Annotated in this window: 22 protein-coding genes and 1 pseudogene; 13 read left to right on the top strand and 10 right to left on the bottom strand. The window is 57.3% G+C overall.

Annotation, left to right across the window (positions count from 1 at the left end):
* Positions 1 to 5: 5 nt before the first annotated feature.
* Positions 6 to 437: a CopG family transcriptional regulator gene (locus tag PY793_RS10725; RefSeq protein WP_253519108.1), complete on the bottom strand. Its 432-nt coding sequence runs from the start codon at positions 435 to 437 to the stop codon at positions 6 to 8.
* Positions 438 to 444: 7 nt separating this feature from the next.
* On the bottom strand, positions 445 to 2,445 hold the full coding sequence (locus PY793_RS10730; RefSeq protein ID WP_275178053.1) for a conjugal transfer protein TraG: 2,001 nt from the start codon (positions 2,443 to 2,445) through the stop codon (positions 445 to 447).
* Positions 2,446 to 2,633: 188 nt separating this feature from the next.
* Between PY793_RS10730 and PY793_RS10735 the strand changes: the two genes are divergently transcribed.
* Together PY793_RS10735 and PY793_RS10740 are read left to right on the top strand one after the other, a co-directional pair.
* Positions 2,634 to 2,885 (top strand): type II toxin-antitoxin system Phd/YefM family antitoxin, encoded by a 252-nt coding sequence (locus tag PY793_RS10735; protein WP_275178054.1) that lies wholly within the window; start codon positions 2,634 to 2,636, stop codon positions 2,883 to 2,885.
* Between the two features lie 9 nt (positions 2,886 to 2,894).
* Positions 2,895 to 3,326 (top strand): hypothetical protein, encoded by a 432-nt coding sequence (locus PY793_RS10740; protein ID WP_275178055.1) that lies wholly within the window; start codon positions 2,895 to 2,897, stop codon positions 3,324 to 3,326.
* Positions 3,327 to 3,337: 11 nt separating this feature from the next.
* Here the strand turns inward: PY793_RS10740 and PY793_RS10745 are convergent, their stop codons facing one another.
* The 8 genes and pseudogenes from PY793_RS10745 to PY793_RS10780 form a co-directional block, all read right to left on the bottom strand.
* Positions 3,338 to 3,895 carry a flavin reductase family protein gene (locus tag PY793_RS10745; protein ID WP_275178056.1) on the bottom strand — a complete coding sequence of 186 codons (558 nt, stop codon included), beginning with the start codon at positions 3,893 to 3,895 and terminating at the stop codon, positions 3,338 to 3,340.
* 129 nt (positions 3,896 to 4,024) lie between these two features.
* Entirely contained in the window at positions 4,025 to 5,764 is a 1,740-nt protein-coding gene (locus PY793_RS10750; RefSeq protein WP_275178057.1) for a DUF3363 domain-containing protein, read from the bottom strand.
* 193 nt (positions 5,765 to 5,957) lie between these two features.
* Positions 5,958 to 6,629, bottom strand: coding sequence for a lytic transglycosylase domain-containing protein (locus PY793_RS10755; protein WP_275178058.1), 672 nt, complete (start codon positions 6,627 to 6,629; stop codon positions 5,958 to 5,960).
* Positions 6,626 to 6,955, bottom strand: a pseudogene (locus PY793_RS10760) (DUF736 domain-containing protein); the annotation flags it as partial. The gene PY793_RS10755 and the pseudogene PY793_RS10760, both read right to left, overlap by 4 nt.
* Positions 6,956 to 6,971: 16 nt before the next feature.
* On the bottom strand, positions 6,972 to 7,601 hold the full coding sequence (locus tag PY793_RS10765; RefSeq protein WP_275178059.1) for a S26 family signal peptidase: 630 nt from the start codon (positions 7,599 to 7,601) through the stop codon (positions 6,972 to 6,974).
* Positions 7,598 to 7,996, bottom strand: coding sequence for a hypothetical protein (locus PY793_RS10770; RefSeq protein WP_275178060.1), 399 nt, complete (start codon positions 7,994 to 7,996; stop codon positions 7,598 to 7,600). Before PY793_RS10770 ends, PY793_RS10765 begins: the two co-directional genes overlap by 4 nt.
* A gap of 793 nt (positions 7,997 to 8,789) precedes the next feature.
* Positions 8,790 to 9,206 (bottom strand): hypothetical protein, encoded by a 417-nt coding sequence (locus tag PY793_RS10775; RefSeq protein ID WP_275178061.1) that lies wholly within the window; start codon positions 9,204 to 9,206, stop codon positions 8,790 to 8,792.
* 367 nt (positions 9,207 to 9,573) lie between these two features.
* Entirely contained in the window at positions 9,574 to 10,254 is a 681-nt protein-coding gene (locus PY793_RS10780; RefSeq protein WP_275178062.1) for a DNA methyltransferase, read from the bottom strand.
* Between the two features lie 325 nt (positions 10,255 to 10,579).
* On the opposite strand from PY793_RS10780, the gene PY793_RS10785 reads away from it, so the two are divergent.
* From PY793_RS10785 to PY793_RS10830, 11 genes are all read left to right on the top strand, one after another.
* Positions 10,580 to 11,227 carry a hypothetical protein gene (locus tag PY793_RS10785; RefSeq protein ID WP_275178063.1) on the top strand — a complete coding sequence of 216 codons (648 nt, stop codon included), beginning with the start codon at positions 10,580 to 10,582 and terminating at the stop codon, positions 11,225 to 11,227.
* Positions 11,228 to 11,238: 11 nt separating this feature from the next.
* Positions 11,239 to 12,324 (top strand): helix-turn-helix domain-containing protein, encoded by a 1,086-nt coding sequence (locus PY793_RS10790; protein ID WP_275178064.1) that lies wholly within the window; start codon positions 11,239 to 11,241, stop codon positions 12,322 to 12,324.
* 247 nt (positions 12,325 to 12,571) lie between these two features.
* Positions 12,572 to 12,760 carry a hypothetical protein gene (locus PY793_RS10795; protein WP_275178065.1) on the top strand — a complete coding sequence of 63 codons (189 nt, stop codon included), beginning with the start codon at positions 12,572 to 12,574 and terminating at the stop codon, positions 12,758 to 12,760.
* 13 nt (positions 12,761 to 12,773) lie between these two features.
* Entirely contained in the window at positions 12,774 to 14,456 is a 1,683-nt protein-coding gene (locus PY793_RS10800) for a recombinase family protein (RefSeq protein ID WP_275178066.1), read from the top strand.
* Between the two features lie 174 nt (positions 14,457 to 14,630).
* Positions 14,631 to 15,800, top strand: a complete 1,170-nt coding sequence (locus PY793_RS10805) for a site-specific integrase (RefSeq protein ID WP_034931190.1) — start codon at positions 14,631 to 14,633, stop codon at positions 15,798 to 15,800.
* A 358-nt stretch (positions 15,801 to 16,158) separates the two neighbouring features.
* The gene (locus PY793_RS10810) at positions 16,159 to 16,650 is read left to right on the top strand and encodes a DUF2946 family protein (protein WP_029329788.1); all 492 of its coding nucleotides are present in this window, start codon (positions 16,159 to 16,161) and stop codon (positions 16,648 to 16,650) included.
* A 145-nt stretch (positions 16,651 to 16,795) separates the two neighbouring features.
* The gene (locus tag PY793_RS10815; protein ID WP_082770917.1) at positions 16,796 to 18,976 is read left to right on the top strand and encodes a TonB-dependent receptor domain-containing protein; all 2,181 of its coding nucleotides are present in this window, start codon (positions 16,796 to 16,798) and stop codon (positions 18,974 to 18,976) included.
* Between the two features lie 125 nt (positions 18,977 to 19,101).
* Entirely contained in the window at positions 19,102 to 19,200 is a 99-nt protein-coding gene (gene mbnA, locus PY793_RS14160) for a methanobactin (protein WP_082770916.1), read from the top strand.
* Between the two features lie 54 nt (positions 19,201 to 19,254).
* Entirely contained in the window at positions 19,255 to 20,076 is an 822-nt protein-coding gene (gene mbnB, locus PY793_RS10820; protein ID WP_010517450.1) for a methanobactin biosynthesis protein MbnB, read from the top strand.
* Positions 20,063 to 20,638 carry a methanobactin biosynthesis protein MbnC gene (mbnC, locus tag PY793_RS10825; protein WP_275178067.1) on the top strand — a complete coding sequence of 192 codons (576 nt, stop codon included), beginning with the start codon at positions 20,063 to 20,065 and terminating at the stop codon, positions 20,636 to 20,638. Before mbnB ends, mbnC begins: the two co-directional genes overlap by 14 nt.
* Positions 20,635 to 21,540, top strand: a complete 906-nt coding sequence (locus PY793_RS10830) for an MbnP family copper-binding protein (protein ID WP_157132976.1) — start codon at positions 20,635 to 20,637, stop codon at positions 21,538 to 21,540. Before mbnC ends, PY793_RS10830 begins: the two co-directional genes overlap by 4 nt.

The raw sequence follows: 21,540 nt of genomic DNA on the forward strand, positions 1-21,540 counted from the left end.
CGGGATCAGGTTTCTGGCGCTGGAGGCACGTCGTCGGGAATTTCCTGCCGGAAGACCGGTCCCCGGCTGAGTCGTCGGCCAAGGGCAGCCACGAACGCTTCATACCGTTCCGCACCCTGTGCCCGCGCGGCAGCGGCCGCTGGTTCCGGCAAGGGCGGGCTGACCGTCATCCAGTAGCGGATGAACAGAGCCAACGTCTCAAGGCTGATCCCGAGATCACGCTCCATGCGGGCGACCTGCCGGTCAAGACGGTCCAGCCTGCGACTCATCGCCGCTTCCCGTCGCTCATCGGCATCGGGCGACAGAAAGGATGCGATAGCCGCTTCCGCCACCAGGGAAAGGGAGAGATCGCGCCGCGTAGCGTGCGCGGTCAGGGCATCGAGCAGTTTCGGTTCCAGATACACCGACAGCCGCGCCTTCTTCTGGGATATTCTCATTGCACCCTCACAACCCAAGGTCATTGCCACGGTCGAGCCCGGCCTGCCGGGCAATCCGCGTCAGGTCGGCACGATCACGCGCTTCTGGATCCTGTGGCGGTTCCTCACCAAAAAGGTCCGGTGCCGCACGCCGCTTGCGTTTGCCGGTCTCCGCCGGATCATGCTCGCGCGACCACTTCCGCCCTGTGCCGAGGGATTCATCGCTGTCCGCATCATCAGGATTTTCTGACGATTGTGACGGTGACTTTTTGTCCGGCGGCGGGGTGACTGGAAGCGTGCGTCCACTCCAGTCATCAGGCTGGACCTGGCGAGGTAATTGTGCGGGATCGGGTGGCGAAATGACACGCTCGACGAAGCGGCGGTCCCGGAAATACCGCGCCTTCCGCGCCCGGATCGGGGGACAACCCGCCACCATGACCACCTCATCCCGCGCCGGAAGCTGCATCACCTCACCCACCGTCATCAAAGGCCGCGCGCTCTCCTGACGCGAAACCATGAGATGCCCGAGCCAGGGCGACAGCCGGTGTCCGGCATAGTTCTTCTGTGACCGGATCTCGGTCGCCACGCCCAGCCCGTCGGACACCCGCTTTGCGGTCCGTTCATCATTGGTGGCGAAACTGACCCGGACATGGCAATTGTCGAGAATGCTGTTGTTCTGGCCGTAAGCCTTGTCGATCTGGTTGAGGGACTGCGCGATCAGGAACGCCTTGATCCCGTAGCCCGCCATGAAGGCCAGCGCGCTCTCAAAGAAATCCAGCCTGCCAAGAGCGGGAAACTCATCGAGCATCAGCAGCAGGCGACGCCGTCCCTTCCGGCCGGACAGATCCTCCGTCAACCGCCGCCCGATCTGGTTGAGGATCAGGCGGATCAGCGGTTTGGTGCGGCTGATATCCGAAGGCGGGATGACGAAATACAGGGAGACGGGCCGGTCACCCTCCAGCAGATCGCTGATCCGCCATTCACAGCGACTGGTCACCGTCGCCACCACGGGATCACGGTAGAGACCGAGAAACGACATGGCGGTGGACAGCACGCCGGAGCGCTCGTTGTCGGACTTGTTCAGGAGTTCCCGTGCCGCCGAGGCCACGACGGGGTGCGGCCCCTTCCCGTCCAGATGGTTCGTGCGCATCATGGCGGACAGGGTCGCCTCGATCGACCGCTTCGGGTCGGAGAGGAATTTCGCCACCCCGGCGAGGGTCTTGTCATCCTCGGCATAGAGCACATGCAGGATCGCGCCGACCAGCAGGGCATGGGAGGTCTTCTCCCAATGATTCCGCCGTTCCAGCGAACCCTCGGGATCAACCAGGATATCGGCGATGTTCTGCACGTCGCGGACCTCCGACGCCCCCTGCCGGACCTCCAGCAGCGGGTTATAGGCAGAAGAGGCCGGATTGGTGGGATCGAACAGCAGCACCCGCCCGAAGCGATTTCGGAAGCCAGCGGTGATCTGCCAGTTCTCGCCCTTGATGTCATGGATAATGGCCGAGCCCGGCCAGGTCAGGAGCGTGGGGATCACCATACCCACCCCCTTGCCGGTGCGCGTCGGTGCGAAGATCAGGACATGCTCGGGGCCATCATGCCGGAGATAGGCCCGCCGGTTTTTACCCAGCACGACGCCATCCTCACCCAGCAGCCCCGCCGCGCGGATTTCCGCGTCTTCGGCCCAGCGGGCGGACCCGTAGGTCGCGGCCCGCATCGCTTCACGGGCACGATGGACCGACAGCGCGACCGCCGCAGCAAAAGCCAGCACCCCGCCGGAACCCGCGATCCAGGCACCGTGTGCGAACACCGCCGGCGCGTAGGCGTCGAACTCGTACCACCACCAGAAAAACAGCGGCGGGGCATAGACCGGCCAGCGGTGCAGGACCGTGAACCACGGTCGGCCGAGTTCCGGCTGGAAGGCCAGTTTCCAGGCCGTCCATTGTGTCGCCGCCCACCAGGACAGCACGATCATGGACAGGACCACGAGCGCCTGCCCCCACTGGATATGTGTTCCCGGCTGGTCCATCGAGTCCTCCCCCTGTCATGGGAGATAGCGGAGAACCGGGATTTTCCGGGACGCAAGCAGGATCTGGCACTCATCGTACCAGAGCGGGCTGGAGCGAAGAAATACTGGCGCGTTGCGGTTTCCAGCCTTGCACCGCTGAACAGAAATCCGTATCTTACGGATGATAGATAAAAAGGAAGGACGCTCCGATGTCCACCACAGTCACTTCATCCGATGTGCAGAAGAATTTCGGCGCCTATCATGACCGCGCGCTCACCGAACCGGTGAAAGTCACGAAATATGGTCGGGAGACGGTTTATATCATCTCGGCGCAGACCTTTCACGCCCTGAAGCAGGCCCAGCGCGAAGCCATCGCTGCGACCGATCTCAACGATCATGAGATTGCCCTGATCGAGGCAGCGGATATCCCCGAGGGGCACCGCTACACCATGGGCCAATAAGCACGCATCGTGTCTATTCCCGAACCTGCGCCTGGTCTGGTCATTTCCTATTCCTATCTCTGGCATGACCAGCACCGCGCCGGTGCCGAGGAAGGCCGGAAAGCACGGCCCTGTGCCATTGTGGTTGCTGCCGCCGATGCTGACGGCGACCACCAAGTTTATGTCGTACCGATCACCCATTCCAGACCGGACGACCCACATGCGGTAGCTCTCCCTGCAAACGTCAAACGACGCCTTGGGCTGGATGACGAACCGTCATGGATCATAACCGCAGAACTCAACCGTTTCGTGTGGCCCGGCTATGATCTGCGGCCCGTCTCACGCAACCAACCCGACTGTTTTGCGTGGGGCTTTCTGCCAGTAGAGATTTTCGCGGCAGTCAAACGTGGGATCGTCGCCCACCAGCGCGACCGCAGCCTGCGGCAGACCCCACGGGAATGATCATGTGGGGGTTATGATTTATGCGTCAGGACGCTCGGTGGTAGCTTCGGGCGCATCATCATGCGCCGATCCAGTACAGGCCCGTCGCTCACAAAGGTGCCATCGCCAATAGCGTGCAGGGGGGAGCGTTCCTTGCGATGCGGGTCGGCATGGACCGCAACCCCTTCAAGAATGACGATGCCATACGGCGCGATGATGTCGATGACGCGGCATTCGATGTTCGCCAGACATTCAGTCAGAAGCGGTGCTTTCACCCTGTCAGCCTTACGGCGGGCAAGACCGAATTTTTCGAACTTGTCCGTATCCCTGCCAGAGCAGAGACCAATCCCCACGATAGTGTCGAGCATGTCAGCGGATGGAATGGCGAGCACACATTCCCGTGTTTTCTCAATCGCTTCCCATGAGTAATTCCAGGGACCAGTGGTGATGGCGAAACGCGCGTCGAAATCCAGCACCATGGTCCAGGTGATTGTCATGACATTGTCGCGTCTGCCGTCATGCGTGGTCACGAGCGTTACCGGCCCGGATTCCAGAAACGTAAAAGCCTGATCAAGGGGAAACGGCTGCATGGCAGTCTCCGTCCGGTTGTCGCTGATCCAGATCTTGTAGCACGGCTTCCATGCATTCTGCATTGCGCGGCGTCGACGGTATCATGAGAAACTGGCAGCATGTGCGAAGAAAAACACGGACATCTGATTTTATAATCCAAGCCCGCGTTTGCGCGCAAACGACCAGTCAATCCCCCCATCGCCGCGCATGATTCCCGACACCTCCCGTCCGCGCTGCTTTTCCAACGAGGGCGACCATGGCACCAGCTCGAAACCCAGCCCGTCGTCGATCATGGCAAACCGGCCCGACGCCAGATTGAAACGCTGACGATAACTGCCGGTAACGGGATCGCCCTCCCCACTCTGCCGGAACGGTATCCCTGATTTCCCGCTGAGGTTCCGTCCTACCATCTCAAGCTCCCGCTGACACAACGTGGCGATCAGGTTCCGGGCATAGCGGATACCCCCGCCGTCGCGGCTGGCCAGTCCCTGCTCCACCAGATGCCCCGTGCGCTTTTCCATCGCCTCTTTGACCTCGGAGCCGAACCCGGTGGACGCCAGGACAAGAGGTTCCCGCGCGATCGCCTGCCGGTCGAGCCATGTGGCACCCTCCGCCGTCACCTGCCGCTCCAGCGTGACGTCCGAACGCACGGCCAGCGCGACACGGTCCCGGCCCCGTTTATCGGTAAAATGCCGCAGTTCGACGATGGAGCCGACCGCTCCGTCGCCAGCGGCTTCGAGGTCCGGCAGGCGGACATGGTGCGTGCGCCCGTCAACCCCGTCTATCACCGCATAGGCCGTGCCGCGCAGTTCATCATCGAGGCCACGATCGACCAGTCGTCCAATGACGGGATCGGTGGAGTCCTCACCCGCCAGTACCCAAGAGGACGCGGCGCGATCGATTTTCTGTTCCGCCAACCCTCGGTGGATCCGCTTGATGATGTCGTTGCGCTCGCTGATTTCCCGCAGGGTCGCTTCCGCGCCGCCGTCCATTCGCCAACAATCCGGCCCGACCTGATGCGCCAGCCCCATGGTTTCCAGACGGCGCAGACGACCCAGCTTCACCGTCGCGAAGGCGTCCGGCGTTTCACCCGGCGTGCGCCCGAGAGCGATGACGCCATCCTCTCCGGCGTCCTTCTGAAGCTGACGGTCGAGCTGGGTCCAGCGGTCGGCATTTACCTGCCGCTCGACCGCCTGATGGATATCATGATCGGTGCGCGGTCCGAGTTCCAGCGTCATCAGATCCTGAGCACGGGCACGCATGCCTTCACGGATGTAATCGCGCGCGATCACCAGATCGGCACCATCTTCCGTGACACCCCGGACGATGACATGCAGATGGGGATGCGCTGTATTCCAATGGTCCACAGCAACCCAGTCCAGTTTCGTACCGAGGTCGGTTTCCATCTGCCCCATCAGATCGCGAGCAAAAGCCCGCAGGTCCGACATCTCCGGCGCGTCCTCGGGCGAAACGATGAAGCGGAAATGGTGGCGGTCCCCATCGCAGCGTTCCGCGAAGTCCGAGGCACGGATGTCATCGCTGTCCTTCCCGAACAGGCGCGCATCCTCCCCGTCCCGCGTCACGCCCTCCCGGCGGAGATAGCGAAGGTGTGCTGCCAGCGAGGTGGCGCGCGGTGCGTGCCGCACGACGCGGGCCTTGATGACAACGCCCCGTGAACGACTGGTCAGCAGGCGATTGGCGGCATGAGCGGCGGCCCGGCCCCGCCCGAAACTGGAGCGGCGCCCGGAACTGATTTTCCCCGCGCGGGAAACCCTGCCACCGGCCCTTTGCACGGACGCCAGCACCTGCGTCACGAAAGGCCGTGCCTGCCGGGCACGGGTGGAGCGGATACGCCCTGGTCGGACCCGGAAGCCCTCATCCCTGTTCATGAAAAATGTCCTGCACCGCGTGAAAAATCACGTCGGATCAAAGAGATGACACCTTGTCGCGAGGTGCGGAAAATCCACGCACCTCGCGACAAGACTTCAAAAATCCCGGAAAACAGCCACCCCAACCGAGCCGCGATGTGCGGCCTTTTATCCAGCCCTCCCTTTTCTGTTGGCTTTCCGGGGGTTTCACGCCTCACTGGACCTGATCCGATCCCTTCAGTGGGACCATGACGGACCTCTCCCCGGCATGTCCTGCGAAGAGATTTTCGGGAGCAGCGACATGACGTGCCGTGGGTGCCCGAAACGCATCGGGCTGGCCGGAAACGAAGAGCCCGGCCGTCACCCAGGAGCGAGCCGGAAAGGACAAAAAAGAAACGGGAAGCTGGAAGTCAGACGATGGTTTTTTCATCAGCCGTGTGACGAATTCCACGTAGGAAACCGTCTCTCCTGGAAGCGGTCGGCCAGTCGTCAGATAGTCGTCGTAACGGGCTGGTCCGGCATTGTAGGCGGCAAGGAAACCGGCATCACCGTAGCGGTCGTGCAGCCATCGCAGATAGGCCGCCCCGGCCGCGATATTGTCGTGCGGATCGAAGGGATCAGCCCCCAGATTGAGCGTGCGCCGGACATCCTTCCAGGTGCCGGGCATGAGTTGCATCAGACCCATCGCACCAGCGCCCGAAACCGCATGTGGATCGCCAGCACTTTCGGCTTGCATGACCGCCCGCACCCACATCGCCGGGATCGCGTTCCGGTCCGCCGCCTGACGCACGAGGCCATCGAAATCCTGCGCTCGAACAATGGCCGGCGAGAGCGGCAGCGCGAGCACGGCCAGCATGCTGCCAGGCAGGAAAAAGCGGCCGTTCATTCCCGGCCTCCCGGACGTTTCACGGGCCGGTTCCACACCAGTTGCCATTCACGCCCACCGCGTCCCGCCTGGAACAACGTGGCCCGGACCGGCTGTATGAAACTGGGGTCATCCAGGACGATGGAAATATATTCGCCGGCGCGCTCCCCGGTGCGGGTCCACCCGGCACCGATCTCCGGCCCAGCGTCTCCATCACCAAGATGGATGCGATAATCCGGCGCATGCTCCGCGCCATTGTTTTCCGCTGGCACGAAGGTCAGTTCTGCGTCTAGCGACAGAGTGCGCACGCGACCGGCAAAACCATCGGCGGTGCGGGTGGAAAATCCGTGTGCCTTACGACCGTCATTCGATCGGCGGTTCGCTCTGTTTCACGGGCACCATGGGCGGTCCCAGAAGCAGTCCCTTCCTCACGGAATCATCCGGTTCCGGAAGGGGATCGAAATGCGGCGGAGGCAATTCGGCCTCGCCTGTGCGCACATGCACCGGCACGGCACACCCGATGACGGCATCCATCGGCAGGACGCCGAAATACCGCCCGTCCAGGCTGGTCGGCACGGCGGCGTTCATGACGAAGACCTGCCCCGGTCCGAGATGCTGGCAGCCCTGCCAGACCGGCAGCTTGCGGCCCCGATGATCGACGGTCTTCGCGTCACCGGCAGGTTTGCCGTCGATGGTGACATGCGCGCCGATGCGGCAGACACTCTGCCCCGCCAGTGCTGCCACAGGCTTGAGCAGCGGCACACCGAACGGCAGGTAGCCGCGTGTCGCCAGCAGCGTCGCCTCGCGCTCGGGAAGACGGAGCGCGACGATGTCACCGACACGGACCGGAACCGTGGGCTGGATGCGATACAGCCCGACCGGCACGCTGGCCGTCTCGTTCCAGACCCAGCGCGGTGTGGGATGAAACGCCAGCGAGGCGCCCACACCGAGCACAGCGAAATACGTGGTGAAAAACCAGCCGCGCCGGGTCATGACACCTCTCCCGCAGTCCGCATGGGCATGACGGTGAACGGGCCACGCCCGAGCGTCACATCCAGCGCCAGTTCGACCCGCAGGATGGCGTTGCCTATGGCTTCGGGGATGTCCGGGACGACCGCGTCGCCGAACGCCTCGACGGCGAGGCTGGCGGCAGACGCCCGGCGTCCATCGCCGAGCGCAACGCGCGTGCGAGCCAGCCAGGCGGAAAGCCCATCATCCAGCCGTAGGTGAGTGGCAGGGCCGCCGTTCCAGTCAGCCCATGGCTCCGTAGCAGCGTCGCCAGCGCCCGCGCTCCCGCCCAGCGGTCCGGGGGCGCCCTGCCCGTCATCGCTCCATCCATCACCGCGTCCATCGTGGGCGATTTCCTCCGATCGTAGGCATCGCTCCACCCGTCCATCCGGCTGTCGCGCTTCGTGGGCGTCGGCAGTGTTTCCAGTGCTGCGTGCCGCAGCAGGTTCGGCGTGTCGATCTGGGCCTTCGCGCCGTTCGCCCGACGGCCCGTCTCGATCTCCCGCGCGGTGAGTCGGCGGCCCCCGTTCGGCGCCAGCGGTGTGGGCAGCATCCCGCAGGGAGGCTGGTGCTCCTCGAAATACAGCGCTTCCCCGATCGTCGGCGTGCGGTTGAAATCGTCCTGCTCCGATGTCATCCGCCCCTTGCACCGACGCAACATGCTGCCCCGTGGCGCAGGGTTCGCAGTCGGGGTTCCCAGCATCCCCGCATGATGGTTTTCCTGCCCCGTCAGTTGCGCGAGCACATCGCCCCGACCACCCTTCCCGGCATCCGACGCCCGTGGCGTCGCCATCCGATCCGTGCGGAATACGTCGTACAGACCCGACGCCTTCATCGCCGCCCGCGCGCCCGATCCCCCTTCCATCCGCATCCCGCCCTGTTGCGACTGCGAGACCGGTGTGGGCAAGCTGTCGGGGATCGAAACCGATGAGCCAGGACCGCTTGCGGACATGGCATCCGGACAGGAAAACAGCAAGGGGCCGCACCGATCCTGCGTTGCACCGTATGAACAGGTGTATCTCAGCGGGAAGCTGGACGGTCCGGCCCCAGATCCATCCGTCCATGTCCTTTCGATGAAGACGGCACACGCACCCATCCCATGGAGCCGCCCTTGCTCACGCAACGGGGACTAACCGCCCCGCCCCTACACTTGCCTGCCGGAAGATCAGGCTTTCAGGCGGGCTGGATGGCGCATAGCCGCGACCAGGCGGCCCCGCCGACGCACAGCGCCCCGAATGTCGCGAAGAGATATGCCGGTATGGTCCCCATATCGCCAAGCCCGCTGAACCCCAGTGTCATGCCAAATCCCGCCAGCGCGGCCGGCAGGGCGAGCAGAAGCGAGACCGCGCCCCGGATTGCAGGATCGTGCGAGGAGACGAGTATCGCCTGACCGAACACCAGAACCATGATTCCGGCGGCGATACCAGCAAGGATGGCATGAGAGCCGGACATCATGGAGTGGTCATAAAATGTGCTGCAGACCATTGCAGCCACAAACAGGGAAGCGGCATAAACTGCGCAGAGAAACAGCAGCCAGCACAGGAAACCGATACCGGCGACGCCAAGGACAATTCCGAGACCGAGCAGCATGGATCGCATCCTTTCCATGGAGTGCAATACCACACACATGCCGGGCCAGTTCCGATATATCCAGAGAATAGAAGCCTGTTTCCCGACATCGTTTTCACCATAGAGACAGCGCGCGAAGCGCGCCGGACAATCCTGACCGAGGCGCCCCTGTCGGCGCCTTCCGCTCGCGCCGGGAACGCGGCGCGTTGGCTTTGCAGCGTTGGGATTGGATCAAAGAACACCGGTCCGGCACCCTGTTTCACTGAACCTTGCGAGCCGGCGTGCCGGCGAGCGCCGCACACGCGGGCAGCGCGTTTCCACCGCCGGTCCCGAAGGACCGGCGCGATTTTCTGGCCGCCCGGTTAGCGTAAAGAAAGAAAGGGGCGGCTTACGCCGCCGCCCTCCCTGCCCCGTGCCAGGCCAGCCGACGGGTTGCCGTGGCCGCGTGCTCCGGGTCCAGTTCCATGCCCAGCCAGTCGCGCCCAAGATGCTGCGCCGCCACCAGCGACGAACCGGAACCCGCAAACGGGTCCAGCACCAGACCACCCACCGGGCAGAAGGCTTCCACCAGGGGAAGGAGAGCCGCCACCGGCTTTTGCGTCGGGTGCAGTTTATTGCCCGAATAGGGCATGTCGAGCACGTCCGGGATAGGTTTTGCGGGCGGTGTTACATTGCCCTTGGCCAGAAGATAGGCGCTTTCGTGTTCATACCGGAGAAACCGGGAAGAGGACGAATAGGACTTGCGAAAGACGATATGCCCGACCATGCGGAACCCCGCCGCCTTCCAGGCATCGGCGAACAGGTCGATGCGGTTCCAGCCATAGAAAGAAACGGCAAACCCGCCCCATTTCAGGACACGGTGCATCTGGTTGAAAGCGGGCCGGAGCCAGCGTGCATTGTCGTCGTTGCGCACCTTCCGCCCGTCCCTGCCCTGATAGTTCACAAGGTAAGGCGGGTCGGTCAGGATAAAATCCACCGCATTGCGCGGGAGTGCGCGCATCAACTGCACGCTGTCACCGTTCAGAATGGTATTGCGGAAATTGGTCGCCGTGTTGGTGTTGCCGGTCATGGTCTTTGCCCTTTGTTCCGCGAGGAACAGCCCCCGCTGTTTCTCTGCCTCGCGGCGAGCAGCGGGGTAGCAACGGCAAGGGCGACCGATAGGGAGGGGTATCTCCCGGTCTGCACGGAGCGTAGCGCAGGAAGATCGGGGACACCCCATCGGGCGGCGTCAGCGCGCTGACGCGAACCCTTGCTGGCGCGAGGGCGGAGCCATTAGCCCTTTTTTCTTCTTTTTTCGGCGTCCATCAGATAACACGGCAGAAGAAAGAATTCTCCTTGACCGTGTTAATTTTCTTCTCCACAATTGAGGGTGAAAAAATTAACACGGTGATGTCATGGGAATTCCCGCTAAACAAATTATCCGAACCGAAGAGGTGGACATTATAGCTCGCTTAGCTGAGCATTTTGATGTCACGCGGGAAGAGTTAATCAATATCGTCAAGATGGCGGTAGGCGCTCGTCGTGACTCGACTGATGACGATCCAATCAGTGCTCCCGGAATATTCTCATACATCTTCGGGACGCGCGGAATTAGGATGATTTTTCGGGCAAAGAAGTGGGTAGCTTTGCGCGAAAAAAATATCGAATCCGTCTTTAATAAAGATACCAACATCAGAATTATTTTTCAGAACGTAGACTTGGCTGCTGAATTGAAATATTCGCCCAAGGCCATTTCTGGCAAGAAAGCTGCCTCTAAAGCTCTGGTTGACGCGGCTCAAGGGGATTTATTCTCATCTCCGCCCATCCATACAGTTCCAACTCAAAGCCCTACGGGCGAAGTCTGGTACCTTTGTGTCAGCTGTGATGAAGTGACGGGCATCAGAGCGGAATTATCACGTCCTTTGCCCATTGAAGACGAGCAGTTTGTGGATTTCCACGAACGCATTTTCATTGTGAAAAAAGGCGATCTTGACGACGTTCGTATGGACAACGATCTGGATATGCCTGAACAGGATTACGATATTCAGATCTCAAGAAAATAAGACGGTACCCCATGTTCAACCCTTCGCGTTTGACCCTTGCCCGCCATCGTCGCGGGCTGTCCAGTCGGGCGCTTGCCGAGAAGGCTGGCATCACTCCAGTTACGCTTTCACGCATAGAGAACGGGAAAAATGCCCCTGAGCCGGATACATTATACAAACTGTCTCTAACACTTGATTTCCCAGAGGATTTTTTCTTAGGCGATGTCTATGAAGCGCCATCTCCCGACGGAGTGAGTTTTCGCAGTTTAAGTGCCATGACTGCCCGTGAACGAGATGCGTCCAAAGCAGCAGCTCCTCTTGCTTACATGGTCCAGGACTGGGTAGATGCCCGCTTCAATCTGCCTCAAGCCGACTTATTGGACCTGTCTGCGGAAAGAGATCCTGCGGCAGCAGCTCGTGCGTTACGTGAGCATTGGACGTTGGGCGAACAACCCGTCAGTCACATGATCAAGTTAATGGAGGCCAAGGGAATCCGCATATTTTCTCTTGCGGAGGAAACGCTCAATGTAGACGGCTATTCCTGTTGGCGAGATGATGCTCCTTACATCTTTCTTAACACCATGAAATCAGCTGAACGCAGTCGTTTCGACTGCGCCCATGAACTCGGTCACTTGGTACTTCATCGACATGGAGGCCCTGGACAGGGGAAGCAAGCTGAGCTGGAAGCTCAACAATTTGCGGCTTCATTTCTGATGCCAGAAGCAGATATTAGGGCAAAACTCCCGTTCATCTCCTCGCTGAATGACATCTTGCGCGCCAAAAAACGTTGGGGCGTGTCAGTCTCGGCGCTCGCTTACCGGTTGCATAAGCTCAATATTATCAGTGATTGGCAGTATCGTGGAATTGTCATTGAAATCGGAAAGCGCGGCTACCGGACGACAGAACCAAACGGACTCCCACGAGAAGAATCAGCCGTCTGGAAAATGGTATTGGAAGACCTTTGGAGAGAACGTCTCACCAAGCGTGAAATTGCAAGAGACTTGAAACTACCGTTCATAGAAGTCGAGAAATTACTATTCGGCCTTCTACAATCTCCGGCCAATGAAACTGAAACAAGCCGGGCCAAATCACCACATTTTACGATCGTGGGCATTTAGCGCCCTGTTCTCTGTTGCTCAAAAAAAGAGGTTATTCGCGGATCTTTCATGATCCGCGACCTTTTGCACCGCCATGAGCAAGTATTTGTACGACGCGTCTGTATCCGGGACTACCCATAACTACGATTCCGCACTCTGGAGCACGCGCAGGCGCGATCTCCCGCATTGCGTATTTCCATTGAAATAACAGTCATCTGTCCGGATCGTGTGTCTGTTTTCCTTGCCATACGGTCGGAAGAGAGCAACGATGACGGACAGACCCAGCCAGTCCCTTGCCCCGGCGTATCGGCCGCCCGAGCCCGAGTTGCGGCTCATCCTGCGGCCCAATGCCCCCGACCCGCGTCTGATAGCGCTGGTCCGCCTCATGGCCCGTCGTGCCGCACGGGACTGGTTCCGGTCGCAGCAACAGGAGCAATGTCGCCGCTCCGGACCGTAAGGGAAAACCCGTCATGAAGGTCGCGCTCTACGCCCGCTATTCCTCCGACAACCAGCGCGACGCCTCGATCGCCGATCAGCTTCGGGTCTGCCGCACCCACGCGGAAAAGCAGGGCTGGACCATCGTCAAGGAGTATACAGACCACGCGATATCCGGCGCCTCCCTGATGCGGCCCGGCATCCAGGCGCTGATCGCCGATGCACAGCGCGGACGGTTCCAGATCGTGCTGGCCGAGGCGATGGACCGCCTGTCCCGCGACCAGGAGGACATCGCCGGCGTTTTCAAGCGCATGAATTATGCGGGCGTGCAGATCGTCACCCTCTCCGAAGGCGAAGTCTCCCACCTTCACGTCGGCCTCAAGGGCACGATGAACGCCCTCTTCCTGAAAGACCTAGCCACCAAGACCCATCGCGGTCTTCGGGGGCGCGTGGAGCTGGGCAAGTCCGGCGGCGGCAATGCCTATGGTTATGACGTGGTGCGTAAGCTCGACGCCAACGGCGAACCGATCCGGGGAGACCGGACTATCAATGCAGCGGAGGCAGAGATTGTCCGTCGTATCTTCCGCGACTTCGCGGCCGGGCTGGGACCGCGCGCCATCGCCTTCCGCCTCAACGACGAAGGCATCCCGGCACCGAGCAGTGGTGCGTGGGGCTTCTCCACGATCAACGGCAACCGGGCGCGCGGCACGGGTATCCTCAATAATGAGATGTACGTGGGCAGGCTGGTGTGGAACCGGCAGCGCTTCATCAAGGATCCCGATACCGGCAAGCGACAGGCCCGACCCAATCCGGAATCCGAATGGGTCATCCAGGAGGTGCCGGAGCTGCGGATCGTCGATCAGGAACTGTGGGACGCGGTCAAGGCACGGCAGGCCAGCGTCAGCGCCAGCCGGGACACACGCGACACGTCATCGCCCGACCACTTCCGCGAGAAACGCCGCCCCCGTTACCTGTTCTCGGGCCTCAGCAAATGCGGTTGCTGTGGTGGCGGTTATTCGATGATCTCCGGCACCTTGCTCGGCTGCTCGACAGCACGCAACAAGGGTACCTGCGACAACCGGACCAACATGCGTCGCGAGGAACTGGAGCGGCGTGTTCTCAACGCGCTCCGCCAGCATCTCATGGACCCGGACCTGTTCGCGGAGTTCTGCACCGCGTTCACGGACGAGATGAACCGTCTGCGCATGGAGGCGTCGGCCGACATCGGCGCATCAGAAGCGGAGCTGAAGCGGGTCGAGCGCGATATCCAGCGCCTGATGGATCTCTACCTTTCGGAAGCGATCTCGATCGCGACGGTCAAGGAGCGCGGATCCAAGCTCGAAGCCCGCAAGGCGGAGCTGACAGAGTTCCTCGCGACCGCCGAGGCGCCCCCGCCCCTGCTCCATCCGCAGATGGCGGAGTTCTACCACCGGCAACTCGCGCGCCTGCACGACATGCTGCATTCGGAGCTGGACGAGAAGCGTCAGGAAGCGGCCGAAGTAATCCGCTCTCTGATCGAGGCCATCATCCTCACGCCGTCCGACAAGGGCCTCCAGATCGATGTCCGTGGCGATCTGGCCGGCATCCTGACGATGGCGTCGGGCAGCGGACAAACAAAAACCCCAGTCCGTTACGGGACTGGGGTTCGTGATGCGTTAGCATCGCAAGTTCAGATGGTTGCGGGGGTAGGATTTGAACCTACGGCCTTCAGGTTATGAGTTTGTAGGCAAGAGCTACGCCCTGCCACGAAATTCCCCGACGCATCCCGAAGAACCACTACTATCCTATTATTTTAATTGAATAAGTCGTTCATTTTGGCTCTTCTGTCTACGCTTACTCACGCTGACGTTTCAATCCCATTTGCATCCTATACGCATCCTGTGGAGGCAGCCATGCCCCGGATATCAAAGCGCATAATCGCCACCCTCCAGCCTGCTGAGAAGGACTACATCGTCTGGGACGATCAGGTCGCCGGCTTCGCCCTGCGGGTCTGGCCTTCGGGTCGGATGAGCTACGTGGTTCATTATCGAGCCAATGGCCGGTTCCGACGTTATACGATCGGCCATCATGGTCCCTGGACGGCAGACAAAGCACGCGATGAAGCGATTAAAATCCTCGCTCGTGTGAAAGACGGCAACGACCCAAACACCGAACGCGGCGAAGAGCGGACCTCCCCCACAATCAGTCAGTTCTGCAAGACTTTCATTGAACGGCATGTAAAGACGCATCTGAAATCAACCACACAAGCCGAATATCAACGCGCGATTGACCTGTTCATTATAAAAAAAATTGGCAGCCGGATGGTGGCCACCCTGACCCACTCGGATGTGGTCGCATTCCACCACGCCTATCGCCATATCCCGTATCAGGCGAACCGGACTCTGGGTGTGCTGTCGAAAATGTTCTCTCTGGCAATCCTCTGGGGTGTGCGGACAGACAACGTCAATCCATGCAGGGGCGTGAAACGCTATAAGGAGCAGAAGCGCGAGCGCTACCTCACAACAGAAGAACATCAGCGTCTTGGCAAAGCACTCGACGACGGCCGTTCCGCAATGCCGGAAGCCGTCAACGCGTTCCAACTCCTGCTTTTAACCGGTTGCCGCCTGCGGGAAATCCAACGTCTGAAATGGGAATATGTTTTTCTGGACGAAGGGATAATCAGATTACCTGACAGCAAAAATGGTGCCCGCACGGTTCAGTTGGGCGAGAGTGCGATCGGCTTGCTTGGAGACATCACGCGGGTTGAGGGCAATCCCTATGTCATCACGGGACGGAAAGACGGTGGTCACCTGACCGATCTGGAGAAGCCGTGGCGGCGCATCCGAAAGGAAGCCGGGCTGCATGATGTCCGCATTCACGATCTCCGCCATTCCTTTGCATCCGATGCGCTGGAACTCGGCGAGGATCTGGTCATGATCGGGAAACTGCTGGGTCATCGCGATCTCAAATCGACCGCACGTTATGCTCACCTCAAGAAAGAACCAATCCAGCGTGCAGTCAAAGGGATCGATTTGAAAATTTTTACGGCACTTGTTTCAGGAGGCAGCGAGAGCAACATCTGAACACGTCAATTATGCCCTGCCTCACAGAACTATTTTTAAAAATACCTAAAAATATATTCGGCTTTGTTGCACAATTCACTGATTGGTCGTGCTGAACGCTCTTATGTTTTTTGTTATACGACCGCCTAAGTGATTGAGGTTCCGAGCGTTGTGAAGCGGTTAAAAGTAGCAACGTGGATGTGAACTTCGGCGATCTTCCACGTATTTGCGAAACAAAGCCGCCGCCAAGCCAAAATGGGCTCTTCAAGCATCCTGGTAGGAATGCCTGCCATGTGTGTGCAATATCGGGTTGACAGGCTCGCAACCATAATGGATTTTATAAAAAGTCTACCGTGACAGGAGCATATGTTTTCAAAAGATGGCCCATGCCATACATCCTGCGCCCCGCTCTTCATTGAGCCGCTGGTTTCTGGTCGCGTTCACGCTCATGGGCTTTCTGGGGCAACTCCTGATCCAGAGTCAGGCAATGCCGGGAGAAATGCCTCGTGCTACCATCCTGCGCCTGACAGGCATTGATATCGCTCCACATCTTTATCACACGCCACATAAGCACTCCGTCTGTGCGGATATGCCTGGCATGACAATGGACAATGTGACGCAGGCTGTGTCAGCCGACAATGAGGGCGACCACGACCACATGTCCGGGCATCCTTCTCATCACGATGGAAGCTGTCCGTTATGCCCCCTCCTGCACCTGCCAGTATTCCTGTTCACAGCTCTCGTGATCTTGCTGGCACTGGCGTTTATTCGTTGGCAACGCCACGTCAACATCGTTAACCCCCGTGCTCCACCTGTCATCACACTTGGTGTTCCTTTCTCCTGTGGCCCCCCTGTGTCTGCGGTCTTCTAGCGCCCGCAGGCCGTTTAAGCTGTCATTCATCGACCGTACGCGTTCACTTAACGCATAGTGCGTCGCTGACGTCATAAACTAATGACGAAAAAGACAATGACCGTCCTGCTGGCTGAACGATATTCTCAGCTCAGGATCAGCTTCCATGTCTTCGACACATGTTTGCGCACACACGTTCCACCGCGCGCACTTACTTTCTGCCGCCGCAATTTTTCTTATCCCGTCCTTCGCGGCGCATGCCAATGAACTGCCCGGAAAAGAGCGTGAGAGTGCCGCATCAACCAGGCAGGCGGCGATTAAAAAAACTCCGGAACAGTCATCACGAAACACGTCAAAACAACTCGGCGCTCACGTAAAAACAGGAGCAGCCGTCCCTATATCCAGCAACGCAGCTGAGCGGCTCGTTGTCACAGCCACGCGAACGCCACAGCAGATCCAGGACGTTCCCGCCTCGGTCAGCCTGATAACACGTCAGGACATCCAAATGAGGCAATCTTCCACGATTTCAGATGCCCTCAATCGCTTGCCTGATGTCGATATGGTCGGCACGGCGCGTATGGAAGGTCAGGTTCCCCAAATCCGTGGGTTTGCGGGACGCGAGATCATTTTGATGGTCGATGGCGCACGGCGTAATTGGGATTCCCAAGGGATTGAAGCGCCGCTTTATATCGATCCCGCCTTTATCCAGAGTGTAGAAGTTGTCGCCGGATCAGCGTCCACTCTTTATGGAACAGGTGGTCTCGGCGGAGTTATGTCAATTAAGACTATTGACGCAAAGTCCCTTCTGAAACCGGGTCAAGGCTTGGGCGGAGAAATTGATGGCGGCTATCAAAGCGCCAACGGAAATGGGAAGGGATCAGCAAAAATATACGGAAAATGGGGCAAGTTCGATGCGCTTCTTGCTTATTCTGGGCAAACCTTCAACTCGATACGATTAGGGGGCGGCGAGAGACTTTCACCCAATGACGGGCAAAGCCACAGCGCACTACTTAAACTTGGATATGACATCAATGACCGAATTAGAATAGATTTTGGTCAGCAATTTTATCTTGATGAAAACTATAGATCTTCAGTGCCACAAAAAGGTCCTTCCACTTACCACTGTTCTACCTGCCAAGAGCAAAATGTCCGACAGGACGAGTCAACATTGCACCTCACAACACGTAACGAGCAAGGCGAGGAAGATGGAAGGCTGACCCTTTACAGAACGAAAATGGCCTCAAAGCAGGTGCCGAACAGCATGGACTCTAATGGCGGGTCCACTGTCCTTGAGACCTATGGTTTCGACTTACAAAAATCATACTTTCGTAATTTCGGATTGTTTGGAAGACATAAATTTACTGGAGGCGTAAATTACTACCGCGATTTTTATACGTACACCACATCTGGTTCAAATACACCCAACGCACAACAGCAGGTATATGGGGTTTACGGGCAAGATGAAATAAAATTTCGCCACCATGTCACTCTTTCCCCTAGCTTGCGTTACGATAGATACAATACCTTTCCTGAACACGGGAAAGGTCTCTCAAATAGCTCAAACGGTGCTATTCTTCCAAAAATAACATTATCGTGGCAACCAACACGCGAATGGATGATATATCTCAGTTGGGGGAAAGCTTATAATGCTCCCACCCCAGCGCAAAGCGACATGGATTTGACAGGCAATCAATGGTTCGCAAATTTTGTTTCTAACAAAAATCTAAAACCCGAATCTGCCAAAACATACGAAGGCGGATTTACTTATACAAAGAGCGCACTGTTTAGCGAGCACGATCGTGCGAGCGTCCGCGCTACAGGTTTTTACGAAGACGTAACCAATCTCATTCAAGAAGTTGCTATCGGGCGTTTTAATGGAAAATATGGGAAAAACAGACCCATTTATCAATATCAGAACGTTGGACACGCCACACGTTACGGTATTGAGCTACATAGTAATTACGACATAGGAAACTGGGGGTTTGATCTGAGCTTCAGCCACATAAGAGTCACAAACGCTCGGACCGGTGCTGGGTTGTACTCGCCTCCAGATAAAGTTGCCGCTGATATGCGTTACCGTTTTCCGAACATCGGACTGACTTTAATGTACAGCCTCATGGCCGTAGACGCTCAGAACTACGATGCAACTATTATTCGTCGGCGTCCCGGCTATATGGTGCACGACATACTCGCAACCTGGGCACCTCCTCGCAAGCCTTGGCGAATTAATTTTGCTGTTACCAACTTATTCGACAAGGAATACAGTATGTATAAAATGGCTTCCACAAACGTTGATTTTCCTGAAGTAGGTCGCAGCTTTCGCTTTGATCTATCATATAGATTTTGACAATCGCCAGGAGGTTATTCTGAAATAAATCAAATTATTACACGTAATTCCATTGATTTATTTCCTGTTTTTATGTATAATTAGACGCCACATAGAATGTCTATTGTGGTTACTGGAGGTATGAAATGACTATTACTATAACTATACTTAAAACCAAACAAATTTCTGTACCTGTCCGGGCCGGACTGCAGTGTGGTTCGGGTGTCTGCGGTTATAACGCTTAAAACAATACAGAGACTGGCGCCTTTCCGCGCCAGTCTCGCCCTAGGAGGTATACGATGTGTAACGGTTCTATTGGCATAAATTTCACTGGCGGCCAATCTTACTCATCTATTATGTCCCTTATTGACGAGGGACATATAGATTACGTCGAACTCCTGATCGACAATTTTTTACATCTCAATCCAACAGAAATTGCAAAGAAATTTCCTTGCCCTGTCGCATTCCATATTATGCAATCCCGTTTTTTGGAGCGAGGTGAGGAAGAATTAAAGTATATATCAAGCAGAATAACGCAAATGTCTGAGGCGTTTCAGCCACTTTATATTTCCGATCATATCGCACTTTTCGAGCATAACGGAACTAATTTTTATCAACTCGCCGAAATAAATTATGCAATAGGGTCAATATATTTTGATAAAATTCGGCGGTGGCAGGATATGCTTGGTCATACTCTATATTTAGAGAATTATCCTTCACTGCTCGACGGTTCTTATGAAGCTCCAACTTTCTTCGAGCATATATCAAAGAAAACTGAATGTAATGTGTTGTTTGATATATCCAATGCTGTTTGTGCCTCTAGGAATACGGGCGCAGACATAGACGACTGGAAGAATGTAATATCGAAAACGCTACACTATCATGTTGCAGGATACACTCCAGCACCAAGCGATAATAATATTTTAATTGATTCACATTCGGAGCAGATTTCATCAGAAACGGAGATCTTCATAGATCGTTATGCTGATCTGTTTTTTCGTGAAAATACTACAATTACTTACGAACGAGACGGAAATTTTGATTACGACCTTATAGTGGAAGATTTAAACAGCCTTCGCTTGAAATCGAAAAACCAGAGTGTATACAATGAACAATCATAGAAAATATTTGCGTGATATCGATGTCATAGACTTTATGTCGCGCCCAGATCAGTTTTCTTTGTTTTCTGACAACAGGCGCGCGTTGGTGCGATTAGATATTGCGTGGCGCGGTTATTGGCATGCTCTTTATGATCCATGTCCATCCCTACTGGATTTTTCTGGTGATCAAGACGGATTCAATATTTTTCGGCCCTTTATGAGGTGGGGTTCTGAGCGAAAAATTTGTTTTGGTTGGCCATTACACCTCTGGGTTATCATTTGGTTGCAAGAAAATGAGATGCTGAATAGTTCTAATTCCGAAATCATTCTATCGGAATTGGCGGGAGCTGCAGCTGCTCGGTGGGCCATATCTGATCGCACAGAAGCACTAGGCATCGCCATTTACCGCGGTATCAAACAAAACTGGACTGTCGGCTGGAAGTACCGTGCGGTAGATCTGCAACGAGAAATTCAAGAAATTGAAATTGGTGCGGATTTAAGCCCGGAAGATGATATTCCGTCGTATTTCCTTATTTTTGATAACAAAATTTCTGTATTCCCTGGATGGAGCCGCATACTGTGAGCAATTTGACCTATGCGCCGTCAGTGTATAGAATAAATTTTTTTTTGTTATTCATTGGGATGGGTCTATTTATTTTCCCGGCCTTTTCTTCAAACGAAGCCCACGCAGCACCAAAGCTCGGGCGCCTTACTTTCCAGGCGGCATTCGGAAACCAGCCGGTAAGTTGTGCTAGAACCATAAGCCCGGTGGGGACAAGCGACAATACGGTCCGCATCAACGATCTACGCTTCTACATCCACGATGTGGCGCTGCTCACGAAGGACGGCCGTGCGGTGCTGGTCAAGCCAGGGCCGTCCGGCCTCTGGCAGCGTGACGGGATAGCGCTGATCGACCTGATCGATCGCAATATTCCATGCAGCGATACGACTCCGTCGCCGAACTCGGCTATCAGTTTTGTTTGGCCGCAAGGCCATTTCACCGGCCTGCGCTTCACCGTTGGGCTGCCTATGGCCGCCAATCACGGCGATCCTACGATTGCACAGCCACCACTGAACATGACGAGCATGTTCTGGACCTGGCAGTCAGGATATCGTTTTTTCACGCTCGACATCACGATGATTCCGAAGCCTGGCGACAAAGCGCGACCGCACGGCTTCCCTGTCCATATCGGGAGCACCGGCTGTGAGTCCGCCAGCGCGGTCGAGGCGCCGAAGGGCGCGTGCACGGCCCCGAACCTCGTCACGGTCACGCTGCCGGAGTTCGATCCGGCGCATCAGACCGTGAAGCTCGACATAAGTCGACTGCTCGCTCTGAGTAATGTCAGCACCAACCAGATTAATAGTGCGCCAGGTTGCATGTCTGGACCGGACGACAAGGATTGCGCAGGTGTGTTCCGTGAGTTCGGCCTGCCATTCGGATCAGAGACCTCTCCGCCGGCTCAGTCGGTATTTCGGGGTCGATAA

Source organism: Acetobacter fabarum (genome assembly GCF_029069195.1).
GTDB lineage: Bacteria > Pseudomonadota > Alphaproteobacteria > Acetobacterales > Acetobacteraceae > Acetobacter > Acetobacter fabarum_A.

Coding starts and splice junctions, on each gene's coding strand:
- PY793_RS10725 (WP_253519108.1), bottom strand. CDS start 437: ATGAGAATATCCCAGAAGAAGGCGCGGCTGTCGGTGTATCTGGAACCG.
- PY793_RS10730 (WP_275178053.1), bottom strand. CDS start 2,445: ATGGACCAGCCGGGAACACATATCCAGTGGGGGCAGGCGCTCGTGGTC.
- PY793_RS10735 (WP_275178054.1), top strand. CDS start 2,634: ATGTCCACCACAGTCACTTCATCCGATGTGCAGAAGAATTTCGGCGCC.
- PY793_RS10745 (WP_275178056.1), bottom strand. CDS start 3,895: ATGCAGCCGTTTCCCCTTGATCAGGCTTTTACGTTTCTGGAATCCGGG.
- PY793_RS10750 (WP_275178057.1), bottom strand. CDS start 5,764: ATGAACAGGGATGAGGGCTTCCGGGTCCGACCAGGGCGTATCCGCTCC.
- PY793_RS10755 (WP_275178058.1), bottom strand. CDS start 6,629: ATGAACGGCCGCTTTTTCCTGCCTGGCAGCATGCTGGCCGTGCTCGCG.
- PY793_RS10765 (WP_275178059.1), bottom strand. CDS start 7,601: ATGACCCGGCGCGGCTGGTTTTTCACCACGTATTTCGCTGTGCTCGGT.
- PY793_RS10775 (WP_275178061.1), bottom strand. CDS start 9,206: ATGCTGCTCGGTCTCGGAATTGTCCTTGGCGTCGCCGGTATCGGTTTC.
- PY793_RS10780 (WP_275178062.1), bottom strand. CDS start 10,254: ATGACCGGCAACACCAACACGGCGACCAATTTCCGCAATACCATTCTG.
- PY793_RS10785 (WP_275178063.1), top strand. CDS start 10,580: ATGGGAATTCCCGCTAAACAAATTATCCGAACCGAAGAGGTGGACATT.
- PY793_RS10790 (WP_275178064.1), top strand. CDS start 11,239: ATGTTCAACCCTTCGCGTTTGACCCTTGCCCGCCATCGTCGCGGGCTG.
- PY793_RS10795 (WP_275178065.1), top strand. CDS start 12,572: ATGACGGACAGACCCAGCCAGTCCCTTGCCCCGGCGTATCGGCCGCCC.
- PY793_RS10800 (WP_275178066.1), top strand. CDS start 12,774: ATGAAGGTCGCGCTCTACGCCCGCTATTCCTCCGACAACCAGCGCGAC.
- PY793_RS10805 (WP_034931190.1), top strand. CDS start 14,631: ATGCCCCGGATATCAAAGCGCATAATCGCCACCCTCCAGCCTGCTGAG.
- PY793_RS10810 (WP_029329788.1), top strand. CDS start 16,159: ATGGCCCATGCCATACATCCTGCGCCCCGCTCTTCATTGAGCCGCTGG.
- PY793_RS10815 (WP_082770917.1), top strand. CDS start 16,796: ATGTCTTCGACACATGTTTGCGCACACACGTTCCACCGCGCGCACTTA.
- mbnA (WP_082770916.1), top strand. CDS start 19,102: ATGACTATTACTATAACTATACTTAAAACCAAACAAATTTCTGTACCT.
- mbnB (WP_010517450.1), top strand. CDS start 19,255: ATGTGTAACGGTTCTATTGGCATAAATTTCACTGGCGGCCAATCTTAC.
- mbnC (WP_275178067.1), top strand. CDS start 20,063: ATGAACAATCATAGAAAATATTTGCGTGATATCGATGTCATAGACTTT.